Source organism: Variovorax sp. GW821-FHT10B04, assembly GCF_059415645.1.
In genome coordinates this window covers 60,928-77,778 of sequence record NZ_JBWKNQ010000018.1, presented here as the reverse complement: position 1 = coordinate 77,778, position 16,851 = coordinate 60,928, and the positions used below count along the sequence as shown (strand labels likewise).

General features: G+C 69.4%; 16 protein-coding genes. 1 reads left to right on the top strand and 15 read right to left on the bottom strand.

From position 1 onward, the window contains the following. Positions 1–38 precede the first annotated feature (38 nt). Genes AC07PZ_RS30175 through AC07PZ_RS30145 form a run of 7 tightly spaced genes read right to left on the bottom strand, consistent with a single transcriptional unit; the run spans position 39 to position 7,162 of the window. Positions 39–827, bottom strand: coding sequence for an ABC transporter permease (locus AC07PZ_RS30175; protein WP_495298871.1), 789 nt, complete (start codon positions 825–827; stop codon positions 39–41). After that, positions 824–1,714, bottom strand: a complete 891-nt coding sequence (locus AC07PZ_RS30170) for an ABC transporter ATP-binding protein (RefSeq protein WP_495298870.1) — start codon at positions 1,712–1,714, stop codon at positions 824–826. Before AC07PZ_RS30170 ends, AC07PZ_RS30175 begins: the two co-directional genes overlap by 4 nt. 54 nt (positions 1,715–1,768) lie before the next feature. Next, positions 1,769–2,893: a cyanuric acid amidohydrolase gene (gene atzD / locus AC07PZ_RS30165; RefSeq protein WP_495298869.1), complete on the bottom strand. Its 1,125-nt coding sequence runs from the start codon at positions 2,891–2,893 to the stop codon at positions 1,769–1,771. Continuing rightward, entirely contained in the window at positions 2,890–4,359 is a 1,470-nt protein-coding gene (locus AC07PZ_RS30160) for a dihydroorotase (RefSeq protein WP_495298868.1), read from the bottom strand. Before AC07PZ_RS30160 ends, atzD begins: the two co-directional genes overlap by 4 nt. Before the next feature lie 11 nt (positions 4,360–4,370). Beyond that, entirely contained in the window at positions 4,371–5,162 is a 792-nt protein-coding gene (locus AC07PZ_RS30155) for an SDR family NAD(P)-dependent oxidoreductase (protein ID WP_495298867.1), read from the bottom strand. A 37-nt stretch (positions 5,163–5,199) separates the two neighbouring features. Continuing rightward, positions 5,200–6,258 carry an ABC transporter substrate-binding protein gene (locus tag AC07PZ_RS30150; protein WP_495298866.1) on the bottom strand — a complete coding sequence of 353 codons (1,059 nt, stop codon included), beginning with the start codon at positions 6,256–6,258 and terminating at the stop codon, positions 5,200–5,202. Positions 6,259–6,310: 52 nt separating this feature from the next. After that, a complete protein-coding gene (locus tag AC07PZ_RS30145; protein ID WP_495298865.1) occupies positions 6,311–7,162 on the bottom strand; it encodes a cysteine hydrolase family protein in 852 nt (283 codons plus the stop codon). A gap of 163 nt (positions 7,163–7,325) precedes the next feature. Between AC07PZ_RS30145 and AC07PZ_RS30140 the strand changes: the two genes are divergently transcribed. After that, positions 7,326–8,219: a LysR family transcriptional regulator gene (locus AC07PZ_RS30140; protein WP_495298864.1), complete on the top strand. Its 894-nt coding sequence runs from the start codon at positions 7,326–7,328 to the stop codon at positions 8,217–8,219. Positions 8,220–8,237: 18 nt separating this feature from the next. Here AC07PZ_RS30140 and AC07PZ_RS30135 read toward each other — a convergent pair whose 3' ends face one another. From AC07PZ_RS30135 to AC07PZ_RS30100, 8 genes are all read right to left on the bottom strand, one after another. Then, entirely contained in the window at positions 8,238–9,059 is an 822-nt protein-coding gene (locus AC07PZ_RS30135) for a ferritin-like domain-containing protein (RefSeq protein ID WP_495298863.1), read from the bottom strand. 163 nt (positions 9,060–9,222) lie between these two features. Then, positions 9,223–9,948, bottom strand: coding sequence for a GntR family transcriptional regulator (locus tag AC07PZ_RS30130; RefSeq protein WP_495298862.1), 726 nt, complete (start codon positions 9,946–9,948; stop codon positions 9,223–9,225). Positions 9,949–9,958: 10 nt separating this feature from the next. After that, positions 9,959–10,621 carry a cysteine hydrolase family protein gene (locus tag AC07PZ_RS30125; RefSeq protein WP_495298861.1) on the bottom strand — a complete coding sequence of 221 codons (663 nt, stop codon included), beginning with the start codon at positions 10,619–10,621 and terminating at the stop codon, positions 9,959–9,961. A gap of 733 nt (positions 10,622–11,354) precedes the next feature. After that, positions 11,355–12,989, bottom strand: coding sequence for an ABC transporter ATP-binding protein (locus AC07PZ_RS30120; protein WP_495298860.1), 1,635 nt, complete (start codon positions 12,987–12,989; stop codon positions 11,355–11,357). 34 nt (positions 12,990–13,023) lie between these two features. Further along, positions 13,024–13,716: a biuret amidohydrolase gene (gene biuH, locus AC07PZ_RS30115; RefSeq protein WP_495298859.1), complete on the bottom strand. Its 693-nt coding sequence runs from the start codon at positions 13,714–13,716 to the stop codon at positions 13,024–13,026. Next, positions 13,713–14,831, bottom strand: coding sequence for a formamidase (locus AC07PZ_RS30110; protein ID WP_495298858.1), 1,119 nt, complete (start codon positions 14,829–14,831; stop codon positions 13,713–13,715). Before AC07PZ_RS30110 ends, biuH begins: the two co-directional genes overlap by 4 nt. A 10-nt stretch (positions 14,832–14,841) precedes the next feature. Next, the gene (locus AC07PZ_RS30105) at positions 14,842–15,762 is read right to left on the bottom strand and encodes an ABC transporter permease (RefSeq protein WP_495298857.1); all 921 of its coding nucleotides are present in this window, start codon (positions 15,760–15,762) and stop codon (positions 14,842–14,844) included. After that, positions 15,759–16,841 (bottom strand): ABC transporter permease, encoded by a 1,083-nt coding sequence (locus tag AC07PZ_RS30100; RefSeq protein ID WP_495298856.1) that lies wholly within the window; start codon positions 16,839–16,841, stop codon positions 15,759–15,761. Before AC07PZ_RS30100 ends, AC07PZ_RS30105 begins: the two co-directional genes overlap by 4 nt. Positions 16,842–16,851: the final 10 nt, after the last annotated feature.

The window sequence follows — 16,851 nt, the reverse complement described above, 5'->3', positions numbered from 1 at the left end:
ACCCGGCCGGCGGCTTCGGCATGGGTCTTTGGCGCTGCTCACGCACCGCCCGTGGCCAGATCGGTCTTGCGCTGCGACCAACCGGTCACGCGCCGCTCCACCAGCGACGACAGCGCATACAGCACCACGCCCATCGCCGCCAGCAGGAACAGGCCGGCGAACACCATCGGCACGTCGAAGTTGCCGCTGGCGATCATCATCACGGTGCCGATGCCCTTGTTCGAGGCGACCGTCTCGGCCAGCACCGTGCCCACGAAGGACAGCGTGATGGCGATCTTGAGCGACGCGAACAGGTACGGCATGGCGCGCGGCAAGCCGACGTTCCAGAGGATGTCGCGCTTGCGGGCGCCCAGCACGCGCAGCACGTCCTCGAGTTCGGGCTCGGTGCTGGCCAGGCCGGTCGCGACGTTGACCACCACCGGGAAGATGCTGATCACCATCGACGTGAGGATGGCCGGCACCGTGCCCGCGCCGAACCACACGACGAACAGCGGCACCACCGCGACCTTCGGAATGCTGGAGAAGCCGACCAGCAGCGGATAGGTCACGTCGTAGGCCAGCTTCGACGAGCCGATGCCGACACCGATCACGATGCCCGCCAGCACGCCGAGCGCGAAACCGGCGAAGGTGGTGTAGAGCGTCTGCAGCGCATGCGCCCAGAGCAGCGGCATCTTCTCGATCAGCACCTGCGCGATCTGGCTCGGCCGCGGCAGGATCAGGTCGGACACGTTGAAGGCCAGGCAGACCAGTTCCCACAGCACGAAGAAGCCGACGAGCGCACCGGCGGACAGCAGGCGCTGGCGCCATACAGGAGACGGCGTGTTCATGCGACCACCTCTTCGATGTCTTCGACGGCGCGGCTCGCAACGGCCGGCGGCGGCGTGGCGTCGCCATCGCGGCGCGCGTCGGCGATGCGCATGCGCAGTTGCTGCACCAGCGTCGCGAACTCGGGCGCATAGCTGCTCTCCAGCGTGCGCGGCCGTGCGAAGCCGACGTCGCGCGTCTCCAGGATGCGGCCGGGCCGCGAGCTCATCACGCAGATGCGGTTGGCGAGGTACGCGGATTCGCGCAGGTCGTGCGTCACCAGCAGCACCGTGGGCCGGCGGTCCATCCAGAGCTTCTGCATGATGTCCCACAGTTCCTCGCGGGTGAACTGGTCGAGCGCGCCGAAGGGCTCGTCGAGCAGCAGCAGCTCGGGCTCGTGCACCAGCGCGCGGCACAGCGACGCGCGCTGCAGCATGCCGCCCGACAGTTGCCACGGCCGCTTGTCGCCGAAGCCCTTCAGCCCGACCTGCGCCAGCAACGCGTCGGCGCGCCCGGCGTATTCGCCGCGCTTCTTCTTCGCGTAGTGCTGGCGGAAGGGCTCGACGATCTTCAGCGGGATCATCACGTTCTCGCGGATCGTGAGCCAGGGCAGCATCGTCGGGTTCTGGAAGGCCAGGCCGATGCGCAGCCGAGGTGCCTGCGCCGCATGCGCGCCGGCCGGCTTCGTGCCGACCGCGCCGACCTCGCGCCCGCCGGCGATCACCGCGCCGGACGTCGGCTTGAGCAGGCCCGCGACCAGTTTCAGGATGGTCGACTTGCCGCAGCCGCTGGGCCCGACCAGCGCGACGAAGTCGCCCTCGGCGATGCCCAGCGTGGTGTGATCGAGCGCGATGGTGCCGCCGCCGTAGCGCAGCATCACGTCGGACAGTTGGATGAAGCTCTGGCTCATGGTGTCTTTCGGGAGGTTGTTTCGTTGCGATGCGTGGTGCGGTGCGGCCTGCGCTCAGTCCACGCGCATCAGCGCCGCCACCGGTCCGCCGCCGGGCGGGCCCTGGTGCTCGGCGCCGCCCGACACGTACAGCGCGGTACGCCCCACGATCGAGGCCAGCACGCCACCGACCGCCGCGCGCGCATGCCGCGTCGCGTTGATGTCGGAATCGTTCAGCATGGTGTGGCGCGCGCCGCGCACGCGGCCATCGGGGCTGGCCTCGGCCTTCGCCAGCAGGTTGACCAGGCGCGATGCGACGGCGTCGGCATCGCGCTCCGGGTCGAGCCCGAAATGCGTGCGCAGCAGCGTGCGTACGCCGGCGGCGTCGACCGCGTCGCGCATCACCGTGTGGCCGATGCGGAACGCCGACGCGCCGCCGCGCACTTCGCCCAGCACGATCACGACGTTGCCTTCGAGCTCGATGCCGGCCGAGGCCGATGCGCGCGCCGAGTGCAGCGTGAGGTCGTGCAGCACGGCCGCATCGTTCAGGTGCTCCGGCGCGATCTCGCCCAGCGCCAGCCCGATGCCCAAGGCCGAGGCGCCGCGCGAGAAAGCCATCGATTCGTAGGTGTCGCGCGTGACCGTCGCCGCGCCGCGCCGCAGCGCGTCGTCGATCTTGGCCGAGCTCAGCAGCGGGCACTTCACCTGCACGAAATGCACGTCCGCCGCGTCCGCGATGCCGGCGTCGCGCATGGCGTCGTGCACCGCGTCGGCCGTGGCCCGCACCTGCGCCATGCGGCCGACCTCCTCCGGGGCGAAGTCGCGTGTGTGGGCGACGCCGACGACCAGACGCTTCTCGCCGTGCGAGGGCGCGGCCTCGGCACCTTCCATGATTTCGCGGGTGAAGACCGTGAAGTGCGGCGACAGCACGCCTTCGGTGCCGCCGGACATCACCAGCGCGACGCGCGCATGGACGTCCTGCACGGTGCACGCCAGATGCGGCGCCAGGAAGTGGCACCACGCCGTGGCCGCGAAGTCGCGCGTGTGGTCGTTCACGCAGCCGTTGCCCTCGGTCTTGCCCATCACCGCGACGATGTGCCGCGGGTCCAGGGCACCGGCGTCGACCAGTGCCTGCACGCCGCCGAGGTCGCCGGGGCCGCGGCAGGCGACCACATGAACGCCGATCTTCTGATGCGTCACGAGGCGCTCCAGTCCACCTCGCCCACGGGCACCGCGCTGCGCGGCACGCCGGGCGGCGTCTCGAGAATCGCGCTGCTGTAGTGCTCGGTGTTGCGCGGCTTCGGCGTCGGCATCTGCTGCACGGCCTTCACCGATCGGCCCCAGCCCACCGCCTCGCCGACCAGCCTGCCGTCGCGCATCACGAAGCGCCCGCGCAGCAGCGTGTGCAGCGGGTAGCCTTTCACCGGACGGCCGTTCCACGGCGAGATCCTGCTGATACTTTGCAGCCTGTTCTGCGACAGCACGCCCGCGCGCTCCATGTCGACGAAGGCGATGTCGGCATGCGCGCCGGGCGCGATCACGCCCTTGGTGCCGTAGAGGCCCCAGGCCTTGGCCGGCGCGACCGAACTCCAGCGCACGTAGTCCATCAGCGAGGCGCGCCCGCGGTTCACTTCGGTCAGCATCAGCGGCATCTGCGTCTCGACGCCGGGGAAGCCGCAGTCGCAGTCCCAGATGCTCTCGCGCGTCTTCTCTTCCGGCGTGTGCGGCGCATGGTCGGTGGCGATCATGTCGAGCGTGCCGTCCATCAGCGCGTCCCACAGCGGCTGGTTGTGGCGCGCCTCGCGGATCGGCGGGTTGAGCCGCATCACGCCGCCCAGCTTCAGCATGTGGTCGGTGTTCAGCAGCAGGTATTGCGGGCAGGTTTCGGCCGTCACGTCGACGCCGCGCCGCTTGGCTTCGCGCAGCAGGAAGAGCGAATCGGCCGCGCTGTGGTGCGCGATGTGCACGCGCGCGCCGGTCCATTCCGCCAGCGTGAGCACGCGGCCGATGGCCTCGATCTCGGCCACCGCCGGACGCGCCGCCAGATGCGCCATCGCATCGATGCGGCCGGCCGCCTGCATCTTCTTCTGGCGCCGGAACAGGATCGACGAGTTCTCCGCATGCACCACCGTGCGGATGCCCAGCGGCGCGAGCTTCTCGAAGCCTTCGAGCAATGCGCCATCGGTCGGTGCCGGCAGGTTGCCGAAGGTGTTGCCGACGAAGGCCTTGAAGCTGGTCACGCCGGCGTCGAGCAACTCCTCGAGCCGGTCGACCGTGTCGTCGCCCAGCAGGCCGTGGATGCCGAAGTCGCAGTACGACGCCTCCGCGGCCTTCTGCTTGAGCCGCAATGCCTCGACCGTGCCGGTGGCCGGGTTGGTGTTGGGCATCTCGAAGACAGTAGTCACGCCGCCCATCGCGGCGGCGGCCGAGCCGGTGCGCCAGGTCTCCTTGTTCGGGTAGCCGGGGTCGCGGAAGTGCACGTGGCTGTCGATGGCGCCGGGCAGCAGGAACAGGCCGTCGGCGCGCATCTCCTCGCGCGCGCTCGGCATGGTGTCGTCGTGGCCGACGGCCACGATGTGCTCGCCCGCGATCGCGACCGAGGCTTCGTAAATACGGTCCGGCGACACGATGCGTGCGCCGCGGACGACGAGGTCGACTTCTTTCATGGTGCGCGCGCTCACAGTGCAGCCCAACCGCCGTCGACAGGCAAGTCGACGCCAGTCAATTGGCGCGACACCTCGCTCGCCATGAACAGGCAGGCGTTGGCCACGTCGGCATCGGTCGACACGCGCCGCAGCGCGTAGTCGGCGGCGTGGCGCGTCATCGCCTCTTCCAGCGTGATGCCGAGCTTCTCGGCCATGTTGGCGCAGACCTTCTCGCGGAAGCGCGGGCCGTCGACCATGCCGGGCGCGACGTTGTTCACGTTGATGTTGTACGGGCCGGCTTCGAGCGCGAAGCTCTTGGTGATGCCGCGCAGGCCCCACTTCGAAGCCGAGTACGCCATGCGCCCCGCACGCCCGCGCAGGCCGAAGGTGCCGCCCACGTTCACGATCTTGCCGCTGCGCCTTTCGATCATCGATGGCAGCACCGCGTGGATCGTGTTGAAGCAGCCGCTCATGTTGAGCTGCACGATCTCGTTGAATTCCTCGGCCGTGGTCTCCCAGCCGGTCTTGCCGATCGGGCCCGAGCCGCCGGCCACGTTGACCAGGACATCGATGCGGCCGAAGGCCTCGAGCGCGGCGGCGGCGAGCGCCTCGGTGTGCGGCGCAGCGGTCAGGTCGCAGGGCACGACGATCGCCGCCACGCCGAGCGCGCGCGCCTCGGCGGCCACGGGTTCGATGGCGGCGGTGTCGCGGCCCGCGAGCACCAGCCTGGCGCCTTCCTGGGCAAAGGCCAGCGTGATGGCGCGGCCCATGCCCTTGGCCGGTCCGGTGATGAGTGCGACCTTGTCGCGCAGTTGCAAGTCCATGCGAGTCTCTTTCGGATGTGATTCGGTGAGGCCGGGTTCAGGGCGCGGCGGTGGCGGAAGGGCGCTCGGCGCGCGCCGGCAGAAAGCTGCGGTCGAACACCTCCGAGACCTCGGGCGCGCGCGGCAGCGCGTTGGCCTCGGCCACGATCGCGATGTTCTTTTTGAGGCGCGCGTCGTCGACGTCGCCCAGCCCGATGCGGGCGATCTCGGGATGGCTCATGTCGTTCTTGAGCGTGGCGAGCAGCTTCTCCTTCTCGACCTCGCGCTTGAGCAGCGGCTCGCGCTTGATGGCGTAGTCGACGCCCGCATCCGGGTTGGCGATGACTTCCTTGACGGCGCGGTTGAGCGCGCGCACGAAGCCGGCCACCGCCTTCGGGTTCTCCTTCGCGAAGCTGCGCGAGAAGAACACGGTGTTCGAATACAGGTCCATGCCGTGGTCGCCGTAGCGGATGAAGCGCAGGTCCTTCGCGGGGTCGAGGCCCATCGCCTTGGCGCTGAAGGTGACGGTGGTCACATAGCCGAAGGCGGCGTCGATCTGGCCGCGCGTGAGCATCTGCTCGCGCAGGTTCGGCGCCATGTTGGTGATGCTCACTTTGCTGGCGTCGACCTTCGCGATCCTGGCGAAGGCCGGGAACAGCTTCAGCGCGCCGTCGTTGGCCGGGCCGCCGACAGTCTTGCCTTCGAGGTCCTTGGGCGACTTGATCGGGCTGTCGCTCTTCACCACCAGCGCAAACGGCGGCGTGTTGTAGAGCATGTACACGCCGACCGGCGCATCGGCCGGGCGCTTCGACGCCAGGTCGATCAGCGCATTCATGTCGCCGAAGCCGGCCTGGTAGGCGCCGGCCGCGACCTTGGGGATCGACGCGGCCGAGCCCTCGCCCTGGTCGATGGTGACGTCGAGCCCTTCCTCCTTGAAGTAGCCCTTGTCCTGCGCCAGGAAGAACCAGGCCTGCGGGCCTTCGTACTTCCAGTTGAGCACCAGCTTGATCGGCGTCTGGGCGGAGGCGGGCGCCGCGGTCATGGCAAGCGCAAGCCCGCAGGCGGACAGCAAGACGGCACCGAAGCGACGGCGGATCGGGAGACGAACGAGGGACATGGCAGAGGACTCCTGTGTGGATGAATGGATGGAGGGAAGGAATGCGGCGCGATCACCGGGATGAAAGCGAGGACATCAGTGCCGCCGCCGTGGCGACGAAGCCGTGCAGCTGCTGCACGATGAACAGCACGCCCTTGGTGACGTAGGCCGGCGACGGCGTGCTGCAGGCGTCTTCCAGCAGCACGCAGTCGTAGCCCAGGAAGTTCGCGTCCTGCAGCGTGGAGAACACGCAGCGGTCGGTGTTGATGCCGGCGAACAGCAGCGTCGTGATGCCCTGCTGGCGCAGCACGCTGTCGAGTTCGTTGTCCCAGAAGCCGGACAGCCGGTGCTTGTGCACGGTGATGTCGCCGGGCGCATCGGCCAGCTCGTCGATGCGTTGCGCACCCCAGCTGCCCTGCACCAGCGAGGGGCCGTGGTCGATCGGCGAATGCTCCGCATAGCCCACGCCATCGGCCGTGCGCTTGCCCTTGAAGTGCACGGTCGGCGAGAGGTTGCGTCGGTCGGCGCGGATGCCCCAATGCAGCCACACGACCGCACCGCCCGCGCCGCGCCAGGCCGGCAGCAGATCGCGGATGACCGGGATCGGCCGGCGCGCCGCCCTGGTGCCCAGCCCCTTCTGCGCGAACCAGCCTTCGGGATGGCAGAAGTCGTTCTGCATGTCGACCACCACCAGCGCACTGCGCGCCAGGTCGATCTCGACGGCCTGCGGCGCCGCGTCCAGGTGCAGCGGCACCGGCGCCCTGGCGCGCCGCACGAGGCTGACGCGGTCGGCCTCCAGCGTCCAGGCGTTGTGTGCCGCGGGGCCGAAAGTCGCGGCTTCCGGCGTGGCGACCGTTGTCGCATGGGCGGCGCCGGAGGTGCGCGGCGCCGACTTGGTGCGTGGGGATGGCGGGGTGGCTTTCATGTCCGAAGCCACGCAGCCGCCGTGCCAAATGGCGCTTCGTTTTGCTGCTTTATCGCGCGCAATCCGTTGCCGGAACGGCAACGGTCGAGGCACTGCCGACGCAAGATGGCGGGCATGGTCGTTGCGTGAAACCAGGGATGGATTCGACAACGAGAGAGACGGCATGAACCACCTGCGCCTGCTGCGCTATGTCGACGAGGTCGCACGCGTCGGCTCGATCCGCCAGGCGGCCGAGCGGCTGCACGTCGCGCCCTCCGCCGTGAACCGGCGCATCCAGGACATCGAGGACGAACTCGGCACGCCGATCTTCGAGCGGCTGCCGCGCGGCATGCGGCTGACCGCCGCGGGCGAGCTGTTCGTGCGCTACGTCCGCGACCGCAGCGCCGAGCTCGACCGCGTGCGTTCCGAGATCGAGGAGCTGCAGAGCCTGCGCCGCGGCACGGTACGGCTGGTGGCCAGCCAGGCGCTGGCTCCGCGCTTCCTGCCCGCGGCCATTGCGGAGTTCCGCAAGACCCACCCGCTGGTGGCCTTCGAGGCGCGCATCGGCGACCACGTGCAGGCCGCCGACGCGCTGCGCGCGCTGGACACCGAACTCGCCGTGGTCTTCAACCTCGCGCCCGAACCCGACATCGCGCGCATGCAGATGGTCGAGCAGAAGCTGATGGCGGTGATGCACGTCGACCATCCACTGGCGAAGCATCCGGGCCTGCGGCTGCGCGACTGCGCCGACCATCCGGTGGTGCTGTCGAACCGCGACACCGGCGGTCGCCAGCTGCTGGAGCGCTTCCTGGCGCGCAGCTCGATCCGGCTGCGGCCGATGGTCGAGAGCAACAGCTTCGAGTTCCTGCGCGGCTGCCTGGACGACCGCCAGTCGATCTCGTTCCAGATGGCGATCGGCACGGTGCTCGGCGACCCGGCCATCGTCGCGCGCGAGATCGAGGACCGCGGCTTTCCGCGCGGCGAACTGGTGCTGGCGAGCCTGCGCGGACGGCAGTTGCCGGTGATCGCCTATGCGTTTGCCGAGTTCCTGCGCGAACGCCTCGCGGCGCTCGGCTGAACCACCACGCTCGACGCGTCAGCGCAGGAAGACGCGCTGCATGAACTGCTCGACCGGGTACTGCACCACCGCCTGGATGCGCGGCGGCAGCTCCAGCGGACGCATCAGCATGCGCAGCGTGGCGCCGGGCTTGAGGTTGCGGCGGATGGTGGCGCTCATGGCCGCGCTGCGGCGCCGCACGTCGGCCGGGTCCGGACGATGGTCCGCGGCGCGGGCCGCGGCCACGTGGCGGATCGCGCAGTCGGCGTCTTCGCTCTTGAGTTCGAGCGTGCGCTTGCCGACGGTGGCCAGCACGCGGGCGCGACCCACGCCTTCGGCGTCGCGGTAGCGGCGGAAGAAGCGATAGAAATGCTTGTAGTGATTGACCTCGTCGGCCGCGATGCGGCCGGTGAGATCGCGCAGCACGGGCTCGTCGGTGCTGCGCGCCAGGGCACCGTAGTAGGTGGCGGTGCCGGTCTCGACCACGCAGCGCGCCGCCATCTCCAGCGCGCGGGTCGGCGCCAGCAGCTCGACCTTGCAGTAGCCCGCGTACTCCTCGAGAAAGCCCTGGAAGGTCGGCTCCCAGTCGAACTCGGGCCACACATGGTTGACGTACGCGCGCAAGGCGCGGCCGTGCTGCAGTTCCTCGGGTTCCCAGTGCTCGCGCAGCCAGGTGGCGACTTCGGCGTCGCCTTCGAAGAAGTCGATCAGGTTCTGGGTGTAGAGGTCGGAACCGCTCTCGATGAAGGAGGCACAGGCCGCGAGGTAGAACAGGTTGTCGTCCGCTCTGGCCCGGTCGAGCGCGATGCGCGAAAAATCCAGGTCACCGAGGTTCCACCGTGTTGCACCATCGCCTGTCATACCTGCTCCTCAAGGCTTCGGCTTCTGCCGATTGGGAAGGTTCGAGCCTCGTTCGGCCGCGAAGTTTCCATTTTCCCGAGCCGCGCCGCAAGGCGCTGTAGGTAAACGGCGATGCCGGATCGCCGGGGCTTTCAGTCCGCTTTCGGCGCCTCGGCGCCGATGCTCAGCTCGCCTTGCCGCCCAGGCGCGCCAGGTGCACCTGGTGGAGCGTGATCTTGCGCACCTCGGCCTGGCTGGTCTCGATGTGGGCCCGCAGCAGCATGGCCGCCTGGTCGCCACGGTTGCTGCGCACCGCCTTCAGGATCTTGGCATGCTCGTCGTAGGTGGCGTCGATGCGCGGCTGCTTGGTGAAGTCGAGCCGGCGGATGATGCGGATGCGGTCGGTCACGTCGCGGTGCACGCGCGCCATCTCGGCATTGCCGGCAGCCGCGACCAGCGAGCAGTGAAAGGCCTCGTCCCACTGCGCGACCTGCACGGTGTCGCTGCTGCGTTGCGCCACCGGCACCAGCCAGATGGCGGCGAGTTCGTCGAGCAACACGCGGTCGATGCGCCGATCGGTCTCGCACAGCCGGTGCACGGCGGTGGTCTCGAGCACCATGCGCAAATCGTAGAACTGCTCGAACTGGTCGAAGTCGAAAGGCAGCACGCGCCAGCCGCTGCGGAACAGCACTTCGACGAAGCCTTCCTGCTGCAGCCGGAACAGCGCCTGCCGCACCGGCGTGCGCGAGACGCCGAGGCGTTCGCTGATCTCGTTTTCGGTGAAGCGATCGCCGGGGACGAGCTTGAACTCGGCCACGTCGCGCTTGAGCTGGGCATAGACCTCGTCGGCGCGCGTGCGGAACACGGCCACGTCGGGCAAGTCGGGGGTGGTGGGAGCGACGGCGGACACGGGGTGGATGTTAGTCCTTCAGCGCGGCCAGGACGGCCGTGCTCGGCGCGGTCCAGCCGACGATGGCGCCCTGTGCGCGGATCATCTCCACGGCAGCGGCCTTGAAGGCGGGAAAGTAACTTTCCGTACAGTCTTCGAGCAGCAGGCAGTCGTAGCCGCGGTCGTTGGCTTCGCGCATGCTGGTCTGCACGCAGACCTCGGTGGTGACGCCGCCGAACAGCAGGTGCGTGATGCCGCGCTGCTGCAGCGTTTCGTGCAGGCCGGTTGCATAGAACGCGCCCTTGCCGGGCTTGTCGATGACGATCTCGCCATCGATTGGCGCGAGCGCTTCGATGATCTGATTGCCCGGCTCGCCGATGACGAGGATCCGGCCCATCGGCCCTTCGTCGCCGATGCGCAGCGTCGGATTGCCGCGGTTGCGTTTGGCGGGCGGGCAGTCCGACAGGTCCGGCCGGTGCGCCTCGCGCGTGTGCACCACCAGCCCGCCGGCCTGCCGCCAGGCTTCGAGCATGGTCCTGGTGGCGGGCACGATGGCTTCGAGCAGCGCGACGTCGTTGCCCAGCGTTTCGCCGAAGCCGCCGGGCTCGATGAAGTCGCGCTGCATGTCGATCAGGACGAGTGCGGTCTTGTCGATGTCGAAGTCGTAGGGGAAGGGGGTGGCTTCTGTGCGCATGGTCGCTTTCAGGTGGCTGTGGGCAATCGGGGGCCTGCTTGCCGCTGTTGCTGTTGCTGTTGCTGTTGCTGTTGCTGTTGCTGTTGCTGTTGCTGTTGCTGTTGCTGTTGCTTTTCAGATTTGCGGTTGTGGGGAGGCGTCGGCGGGTGGGCCGTCCGTGGGCGGCAGACGACTCCGGTCCTTCGGACTTCGCTGCTGCTCCTCACTCCAGGCGGGGTCCGCAGAACTCGCTCCGGCTGGCGCCTCCACTCAAACAGCTGCGGCCCTGATCCGCCTTCCGCTGCGGTGCTCGCCGGAGCCGGACAGCCGCCCACGGACAGCCCACCCACCGACGCCCGACACGAGCGTTGTGCATCACTGAACACCACCTGCGCTCGCTTCCAGCGACGGGCCTTTGCGAACCACAGCGCACCCACCCGCGCAGCCTGCGCGCCGCTTGCGTCGAGGTGCACGGGTTCGTCGATCAACCCCAAGCGCCCGGTATGCGGTGTGGGCCGGGCGATTCCCTTCTGCGCCGCTGAGGAGCGGAGCCTTCCGCGGATCAGGGCTCGCCCTTGTCTGAGCGAAGACGCAGTCGTAGCGAGTTTGGGCGGGACCCCGCGGAAGGCGAGCACCGCAAGGGAGCCCGAAGGGCCGGCGCAGCGGGTCGCCTGGCCCACACCGCATGCCGGGCGCGCTCCCCAACGTCCAAGGACCGCCGAGCAGGCCAGCGCCTCAACGCAAGGCAACACCATCACGCAGCCACCCGATGCCCACCATGCGGCTCGGCTTCATGCCCACCGCCCATGTGCGCCCCCAGCACATGCCTCTCGGCCGCAGCAGCCGAGGTCTCGAACACGATGCGCCCTTCGCTCATCACCACGATGCGATCGGCCAGTTCCAGCAGCTCGTCGAGGTCCTCGCTGATCAGCAGCACCGCCCCGCCCTTCTCGCGCACCTGCACGATGCGCGAATGGATTTCCGCGACCGCCGCGAAGTCCAGGCCGAACACCGGGTTGGCCGCGATCAGCACGTTGATGTCGCCCGCCAGCTCGCGCGCCAGCACCGCGCGCTGCACGTTGCCGCCCGACAGGCTGCGGATCGGCGCGCCCTCGCCCTGCGTCTTCACGCCGTACTCGGCGATCCACTCGCGCGCACGGCTGCGCCAGACCGGGAAGTTCAGGATGCCGCCGAAGGCCGCCTTGGCCAGTGGCGGCTGGTCGAAGTCGCGCAGGGCCATGTTCTCGGCCACGCTCAGGTCGCCGACGCACGCATTGCGCAACGGCTCCTCCGGCAGGCTGCGCACCTTCAGGCGCCGGTTCTCGGCACGCCGCGCCGCATAGGGCTCGCCGCACACAGTCACCTTGCCGCCGAGCCGCGCGCGCTGGCCGACCAGCGCCTCCACCAGTTCGCGCTGGCCGTTGCCCGACACGCCGGCCACGCCCAGGATCTCGCCGGCGCGCACCGTCAGGCTCAGGTCGTGCACGGCCAGCGTGCCGCGGTCGCCCTGCGCCATCAGGCCCTCGACCTTCAGCGCGATCGGCGCATCGGCGGCGACCGTGCGCCCCGACGCATGCGCGGTCGCGGCCGGCGCGACCTCGGCTTCGGGCGGCGGCGGCGCACCGTCCTGCGCGGCCACACCCATCATGGCCGCGGCCAGCAGGGCCGGCGTCGTGTCCGGCACCTTGCAGTGATGCACCGCCTTGCCGCGGCGCAGCACCGTCACGCTGTCGGCGTACGCCATCACCTCGCGGAACTTGTGCGTGATGATCAGCACCGTGCACATGCCGCTCCGGGCGAAGTCGCGCACGTGGCCCAGCACCTCGTCGGCCTCCTGCGGCGTCAGCACCGAGGTCGGCTCGTCGAGGATCAGCAGCCGCGGCTTCAGGTACAGCTGCTTGAGCAGTTCGAGCTTCTGCTTCTCGCCCGCCGCCAGCGAGGACGGCGTCACGTCCAGGTCGAGGCTGAAGGGCGTCGTCGCGAGGAAAGCCTTCAGCTCCGCACGCTTGGCCTTCCAGTCGATCAGCGCGGGCGTCTTGCCGCCGGCCAGCAACAGGTTCTCCGCCACCGTCATGCCCGGCGCCAGCGTGAAGTGCTGGTAGACCATGCCGATGCCGAGCGCCCGCGCGACGATCGGGTTGGCGATGTCCTGCTCGCGCCCGTCGATCAGGACGCTGCCCTCCTCCGCGCGCTGGAAGCCGGCCACGCACTTCACCAGCGTGCTCTTGCCGGCGCCGTTCTCGCCGAGCAGCGCGTGCACCGTGCCGGGCTCGACCCGCATCGTCACGCTGTCCATCGCGGTGAAGGCGCCGAAGCGCTTGGTCAGCTGGTAGGTGTCGAGCGCCAGTGCGCCGGTGGCCGGCGCGACGAAATCAAGCGGGGCGATCATGGCGTGGGTCTCCGTCCTGGAATCGTTGAAATCGTCACGCGCCGGCCAGTGCGTCGAGCAATGCGCCCGACGTGGCATGCGCACCGAACACGCCACCCTGCATGGTGATCATCTTCAGCGCGGCGAGGTGGTTGCCGTGGTCGGTGGCGGCCGTGCAGTCGCTCAGCAGCAGGCATTCGAAGCCGCGGTCGTTGGCGTCGCGCATCGTCGTGTGCACGCACACGTCGGTCGTGATGCCGGCGAGGATCAGGTTCTCGATGCCGCGCGTGCGCAGGATCAGTTCGAGGTCGGTGGCATAGAACGAGCCCTTGCCGGGCTTGTCGATCACCACTTCGCCGGGCAGCGGCGCGAGCGCCGGAATGATCTCCCAGCCCGGCTCGCCACGCACCAGGATGCGGCCGCACGGGCCGTCGTCGCCGATGCCCACGCCGTTCGCGCCGATCTGGCGCGAGCGCCAGCGCTTGTTCGGCGGCAGGTCGGCCAGGTCGGGCCGATGTCCTTCGCGCGTGTGGATGATGTGAAAGCCCAGCGTGCGAAGCCGTGCCATCGTGCGCTGGATCGGCTCGATCGGCGCCTGCACCAGCGACAGGTCGTAGCCCATCACGTCGACATAGCCGCCCTTGCCGCAGAAGTCGGTCTGCATGTCGATGACGATCAGCGCGGTGTTTTCGGGGCGCAGGTCGCCGTTGTAGGGCCAGGCGTAGGGCTGGGCTGAAACGGTGCTCATTCGGAAGCCTCCTTGCCGGTCGCCCTGCCGATCTCTTTGCGGTGGGACGAATCGGGTTGCTCGGGGATGTCGGGCACGGCTGCACGCAGGCCGGGCACGCCGGGTACCAGCGGGTGCGACTCGGCGCCCTTGTAGGCCCGCAGCGGCGCCGCGAAGCCGCACGACGTGCCATCGGTCACCTGCACGTCGTCGCTCCACGGCAGCTTGTAGCGGCCGGCCGCCATGTCCTGCATGTAGGTGTACGGGAAGTCCTGCGCGCCGCCCTTCACCGCCACGTAGCCGCGGTGGTAGAGCTGGTAGATGTTGTTCTCCACGCCCCAGCCGGTGCGTGCCTCGCGCACCAGGTCGGGCCGCAGCTCGCAGGTGATGATCTCGTCGACGCGGCCGCCGCCTTCGACCATCACGGTGCCGTCGAAGCTGCAGAACATGCCCTCGCCCATCGAGTCGAAGGTGCCGTCGCTGCCGCACATGCAGACGCTCGCGGTGTAGGCCAGGTTGCAGAAGGCGTTGGCTTGGTTGGTGATCTTCCAGGCATGGCGGATCGGCGCGGTATAGCCGGCCGTGCGCAGGATGATCTCGGCGCCCTTGTACGCGGCCTCGCGTGCCATCTCGGGCAGCATGCCGTCGTGGCAGATGATCAGCGCGAGCCTGCTGCCGTTCGGCCCGTCGCACACCGGCACGCCGAGGTTGCCCGGCTCCCACGGCTCGACCGGCACCCACGGATGCATCTTGCGGTAGTAGAGGCGGATCGCGCCCGTGTCATCGATCACGAGCCCGCTGTTGTACGGATGGCCGCCGGGGTTCGCTTCCATGATCGAGAAGCAGCCCCAGATGGTGTGGTCGATGCAGGCCTGCCGGAACGCCGCCACCTCGGGGCCGTCGAGCGTGCACATGATGTCGGGCGAGGTGTCCATCGACAGGCCGTGCAGCGAATACTCCGGGAACACGACCAGGTCCATCGTGCCCTGGTTGCGCCGCGCCTTGCCGACCAGTTCGACGATGCGCTGCGTTTGCGCCGCGAGTTCGGCCGGCGTGCGCACCACCGGCAGCTGGCACTGCACCAGCCCGACGACGACGCCGTGCGCCGACTTGTTGAGACCGCCGAAGCCGCTCATGCTGCGCGCCTCATCGCGTCGACGACAGCTCGCCCGGACTGCCTATCGCCACGCTGCCGGGCTTGCAGGTGATGATCAGGATGACCAGCGTCAGCACATAGGGCACCGTGTTGAACAGGTGGTAGCCCCAGCCGACGCCGATCGACTGCAGCGCCGGGCCGATCGCGCCCGCGCCGCCGAACAGGAAGGCCGCGCCCACGCAGCGCAGCGGGCTCCAGCGCGCGAAGATCACCAGCGCCACGGCGATCAGGCCCTGGCCGCTGGAGATGCCCTCGTTCCAGCTGCCCGGATAGAACAGCGTGAGCGATGCGCCGCCGAGCCCGGCGATGAAGCCGCCCGCCGTGGTCGCCGCGATGCGCAGGCCCGACACCGAATAGCCGAGCGCACGCGTCGCATTGGCCGAGTCGCCCGCCATGCGCACCAGCAGTCCGGCCCGCGTGCGTGCGAAGGCCCACCACAGCAGCACGGCCAGCACGATGCCGATCGGCACCAGCGCGTTGACCTGCAGCGCCGAACGCACCACCGAACTGTCGCTCCAGTTGCCCAGCGGGATCGCCGGGATCTGCGGCGCCTGCGGCTGGATCAGCGGCTTGCCGAGATAGAACGCGAGCCCGGTGCCGAACAGCATCAGCGCGATGCCGGTCGCGACGTCGTTGACGCGGTCGAGCGAGCACAGCAGGCCGTGCAGCAGCGCGAGCGCCGCACCGGCGAAGGCGCCGATCAGCACGCCGAGCCAGGCCGAGTCGGTAAGGTAGGCACCGCCGAAAGCCGCCATGGCCGACAGCACCAGCACGCCTTCGAGACCGAGGTTGATGCGGCCCGATTTCTCGGTGAGGCATTCGCCCAGGCTGACGAACAGGAAGGGCGCGCCGACGCGCAATGCGCCGCCGACGATGCCGGCGACGAGCGCCACCCATTGGTCCGCGGTCATACCGTGGTCTCCTTCGTCATGCTCGGCTGCACCGCGCGCGGCATGCGGTTCTTCATCAGCGTCTTCCAGTCGATCATGCGCAACCCTTCGCTCGCCAGGATCAGCACGAAGGCCATGCCCTGCAGCACCAGCACCGATGCATCGGGCAGGCCCAGCCGCCGCTGCAGCAGGCTGCCCGCCGCGCCGAAGCCGCCGAACAGGATCGCCACCGGGATGATCGCGATCGGGTTGTGCCGCGCGATGAAGGACACCAGGATGCCCGCGTAGCCGTAGCCCGCGATGATCGATGCGTTGGCGTTGGTGTGCACCGCCGCCACCTCGACCGCGCCCGCCACGCCGGCGCAAGCCCCGCCGACACCGCAGGCCGCCATGATCAGCCGCGTGGCCGGCAGGCCGACCAGCTGCGCGGTGCGCGGATTGCCGCCGACCACGCGGATCGAGAAGCCCGATGCGGTGGCGCGCAGCCACAGGCCGAGGCCGAGACAGGCCACGACGCCGATCGCCAGGCCCCAGTGCACGTCGGAGCCGGCCATGCCGCCGATCAGCATTCCATCGGGCAGCGGGTGCGTCGACGGCTTGTTCAGGCTGGCCGGGTCGCGCAGCGGGCCTTCGACCAGGTGCTTGAAGATGCCGATCGCGATGTACGCCAGCAGCAGGCTGCTGATGGTCTCGTTGATGCCGCGGTACTGGCGCAGCCAGCCGGCCAGCATGATCCAGAGCCCGCCCACCACGGCGCCCGCGATGCACACCAGCACCGTGCCCAGCACGTTGTTCGGCAGCGTGACGGCGTAAGGCAGTGCGGCGCAGGCCAGCCCGCCCAGCACCACCGAGCCCTCGCCGCCGATGATGACCAGCCCGGCGCGCGCCGGAATGGCCACGCACAGTGCGGTGAGCATCAACGGTGCCGCGCGTTGCAGCGTGTTCTGCCAGGAGAACCAGTCGCCGAAGGCGCCCATGAAGAGCGTCACCCACACGTCCACCGGGTCGACCCCGGCGAACCAGACCATCAGCCCGAACAACAGCAGCGCCGCCGCAATGGCGAACGCCGGCAGGGCGATTTCCTTCATCGCGGCGCGCATGGCGGTTCGA

What these genes read in the sequence shown, in the direction of transcription:
- AC07PZ_RS30175 (WP_495298871.1), bottom strand. Translation starts at nt 827, where the DNA reads ATGAACACGCCGTCTCCTGTATGGCGCCAGCGCCTGCTGTCCGCCGGT.
- AC07PZ_RS30170 (WP_495298870.1), bottom strand. Translation starts at nt 1,714, where the DNA reads ATGAGCCAGAGCTTCATCCAACTGTCCGACGTGATGCTGCGCTACGGC.
- AC07PZ_RS30160 (WP_495298868.1), bottom strand. Translation starts at nt 4,359, where the DNA reads ATGAAAGAAGTCGACCTCGTCGTCCGCGGCGCACGCATCGTGTCGCCG.
- AC07PZ_RS30155 (WP_495298867.1), bottom strand. Translation starts at nt 5,162, where the DNA reads ATGGACTTGCAACTGCGCGACAAGGTCGCACTCATCACCGGACCGGCC.
- AC07PZ_RS30150 (WP_495298866.1), bottom strand. Translation starts at nt 6,258, where the DNA reads ATGTCCCTCGTTCGTCTCCCGATCCGCCGTCGCTTCGGTGCCGTCTTG.
- AC07PZ_RS30145 (WP_495298865.1), bottom strand. Translation starts at nt 7,162, where the DNA reads ATGAAAGCCACCCCGCCATCCCCACGCACCAAGTCGGCGCCGCGCACC.
- AC07PZ_RS30140 (WP_495298864.1), top strand. Translation starts at nt 7,326, where the DNA reads ATGAACCACCTGCGCCTGCTGCGCTATGTCGACGAGGTCGCACGCGTC.
- AC07PZ_RS30135 (WP_495298863.1), bottom strand. Translation starts at nt 9,059, where the DNA reads ATGACAGGCGATGGTGCAACACGGTGGAACCTCGGTGACCTGGATTTT.
- AC07PZ_RS30125 (WP_495298861.1), bottom strand. Translation starts at nt 10,621, where the DNA reads ATGCGCACAGAAGCCACCCCCTTCCCCTACGACTTCGACATCGACAAG.
- AC07PZ_RS30120 (WP_495298860.1), bottom strand. Translation starts at nt 12,989, where the DNA reads ATGATCGCCCCGCTTGATTTCGTCGCGCCGGCCACCGGCGCACTGGCG.
- biuH (WP_495298859.1), bottom strand. Translation starts at nt 13,716, where the DNA reads ATGAGCACCGTTTCAGCCCAGCCCTACGCCTGGCCCTACAACGGCGAC.
- AC07PZ_RS30110 (WP_495298858.1), bottom strand. Translation starts at nt 14,831, where the DNA reads ATGAGCGGCTTCGGCGGTCTCAACAAGTCGGCGCACGGCGTCGTCGTC.
- AC07PZ_RS30105 (WP_495298857.1), bottom strand. Translation starts at nt 15,762, where the DNA reads ATGACCGCGGACCAATGGGTGGCGCTCGTCGCCGGCATCGTCGGCGGC.
- AC07PZ_RS30100 (WP_495298856.1), bottom strand. Translation starts at nt 16,841, where the DNA reads ATGCGCGCCGCGATGAAGGAAATCGCCCTGCCGGCGTTCGCCATTGCG.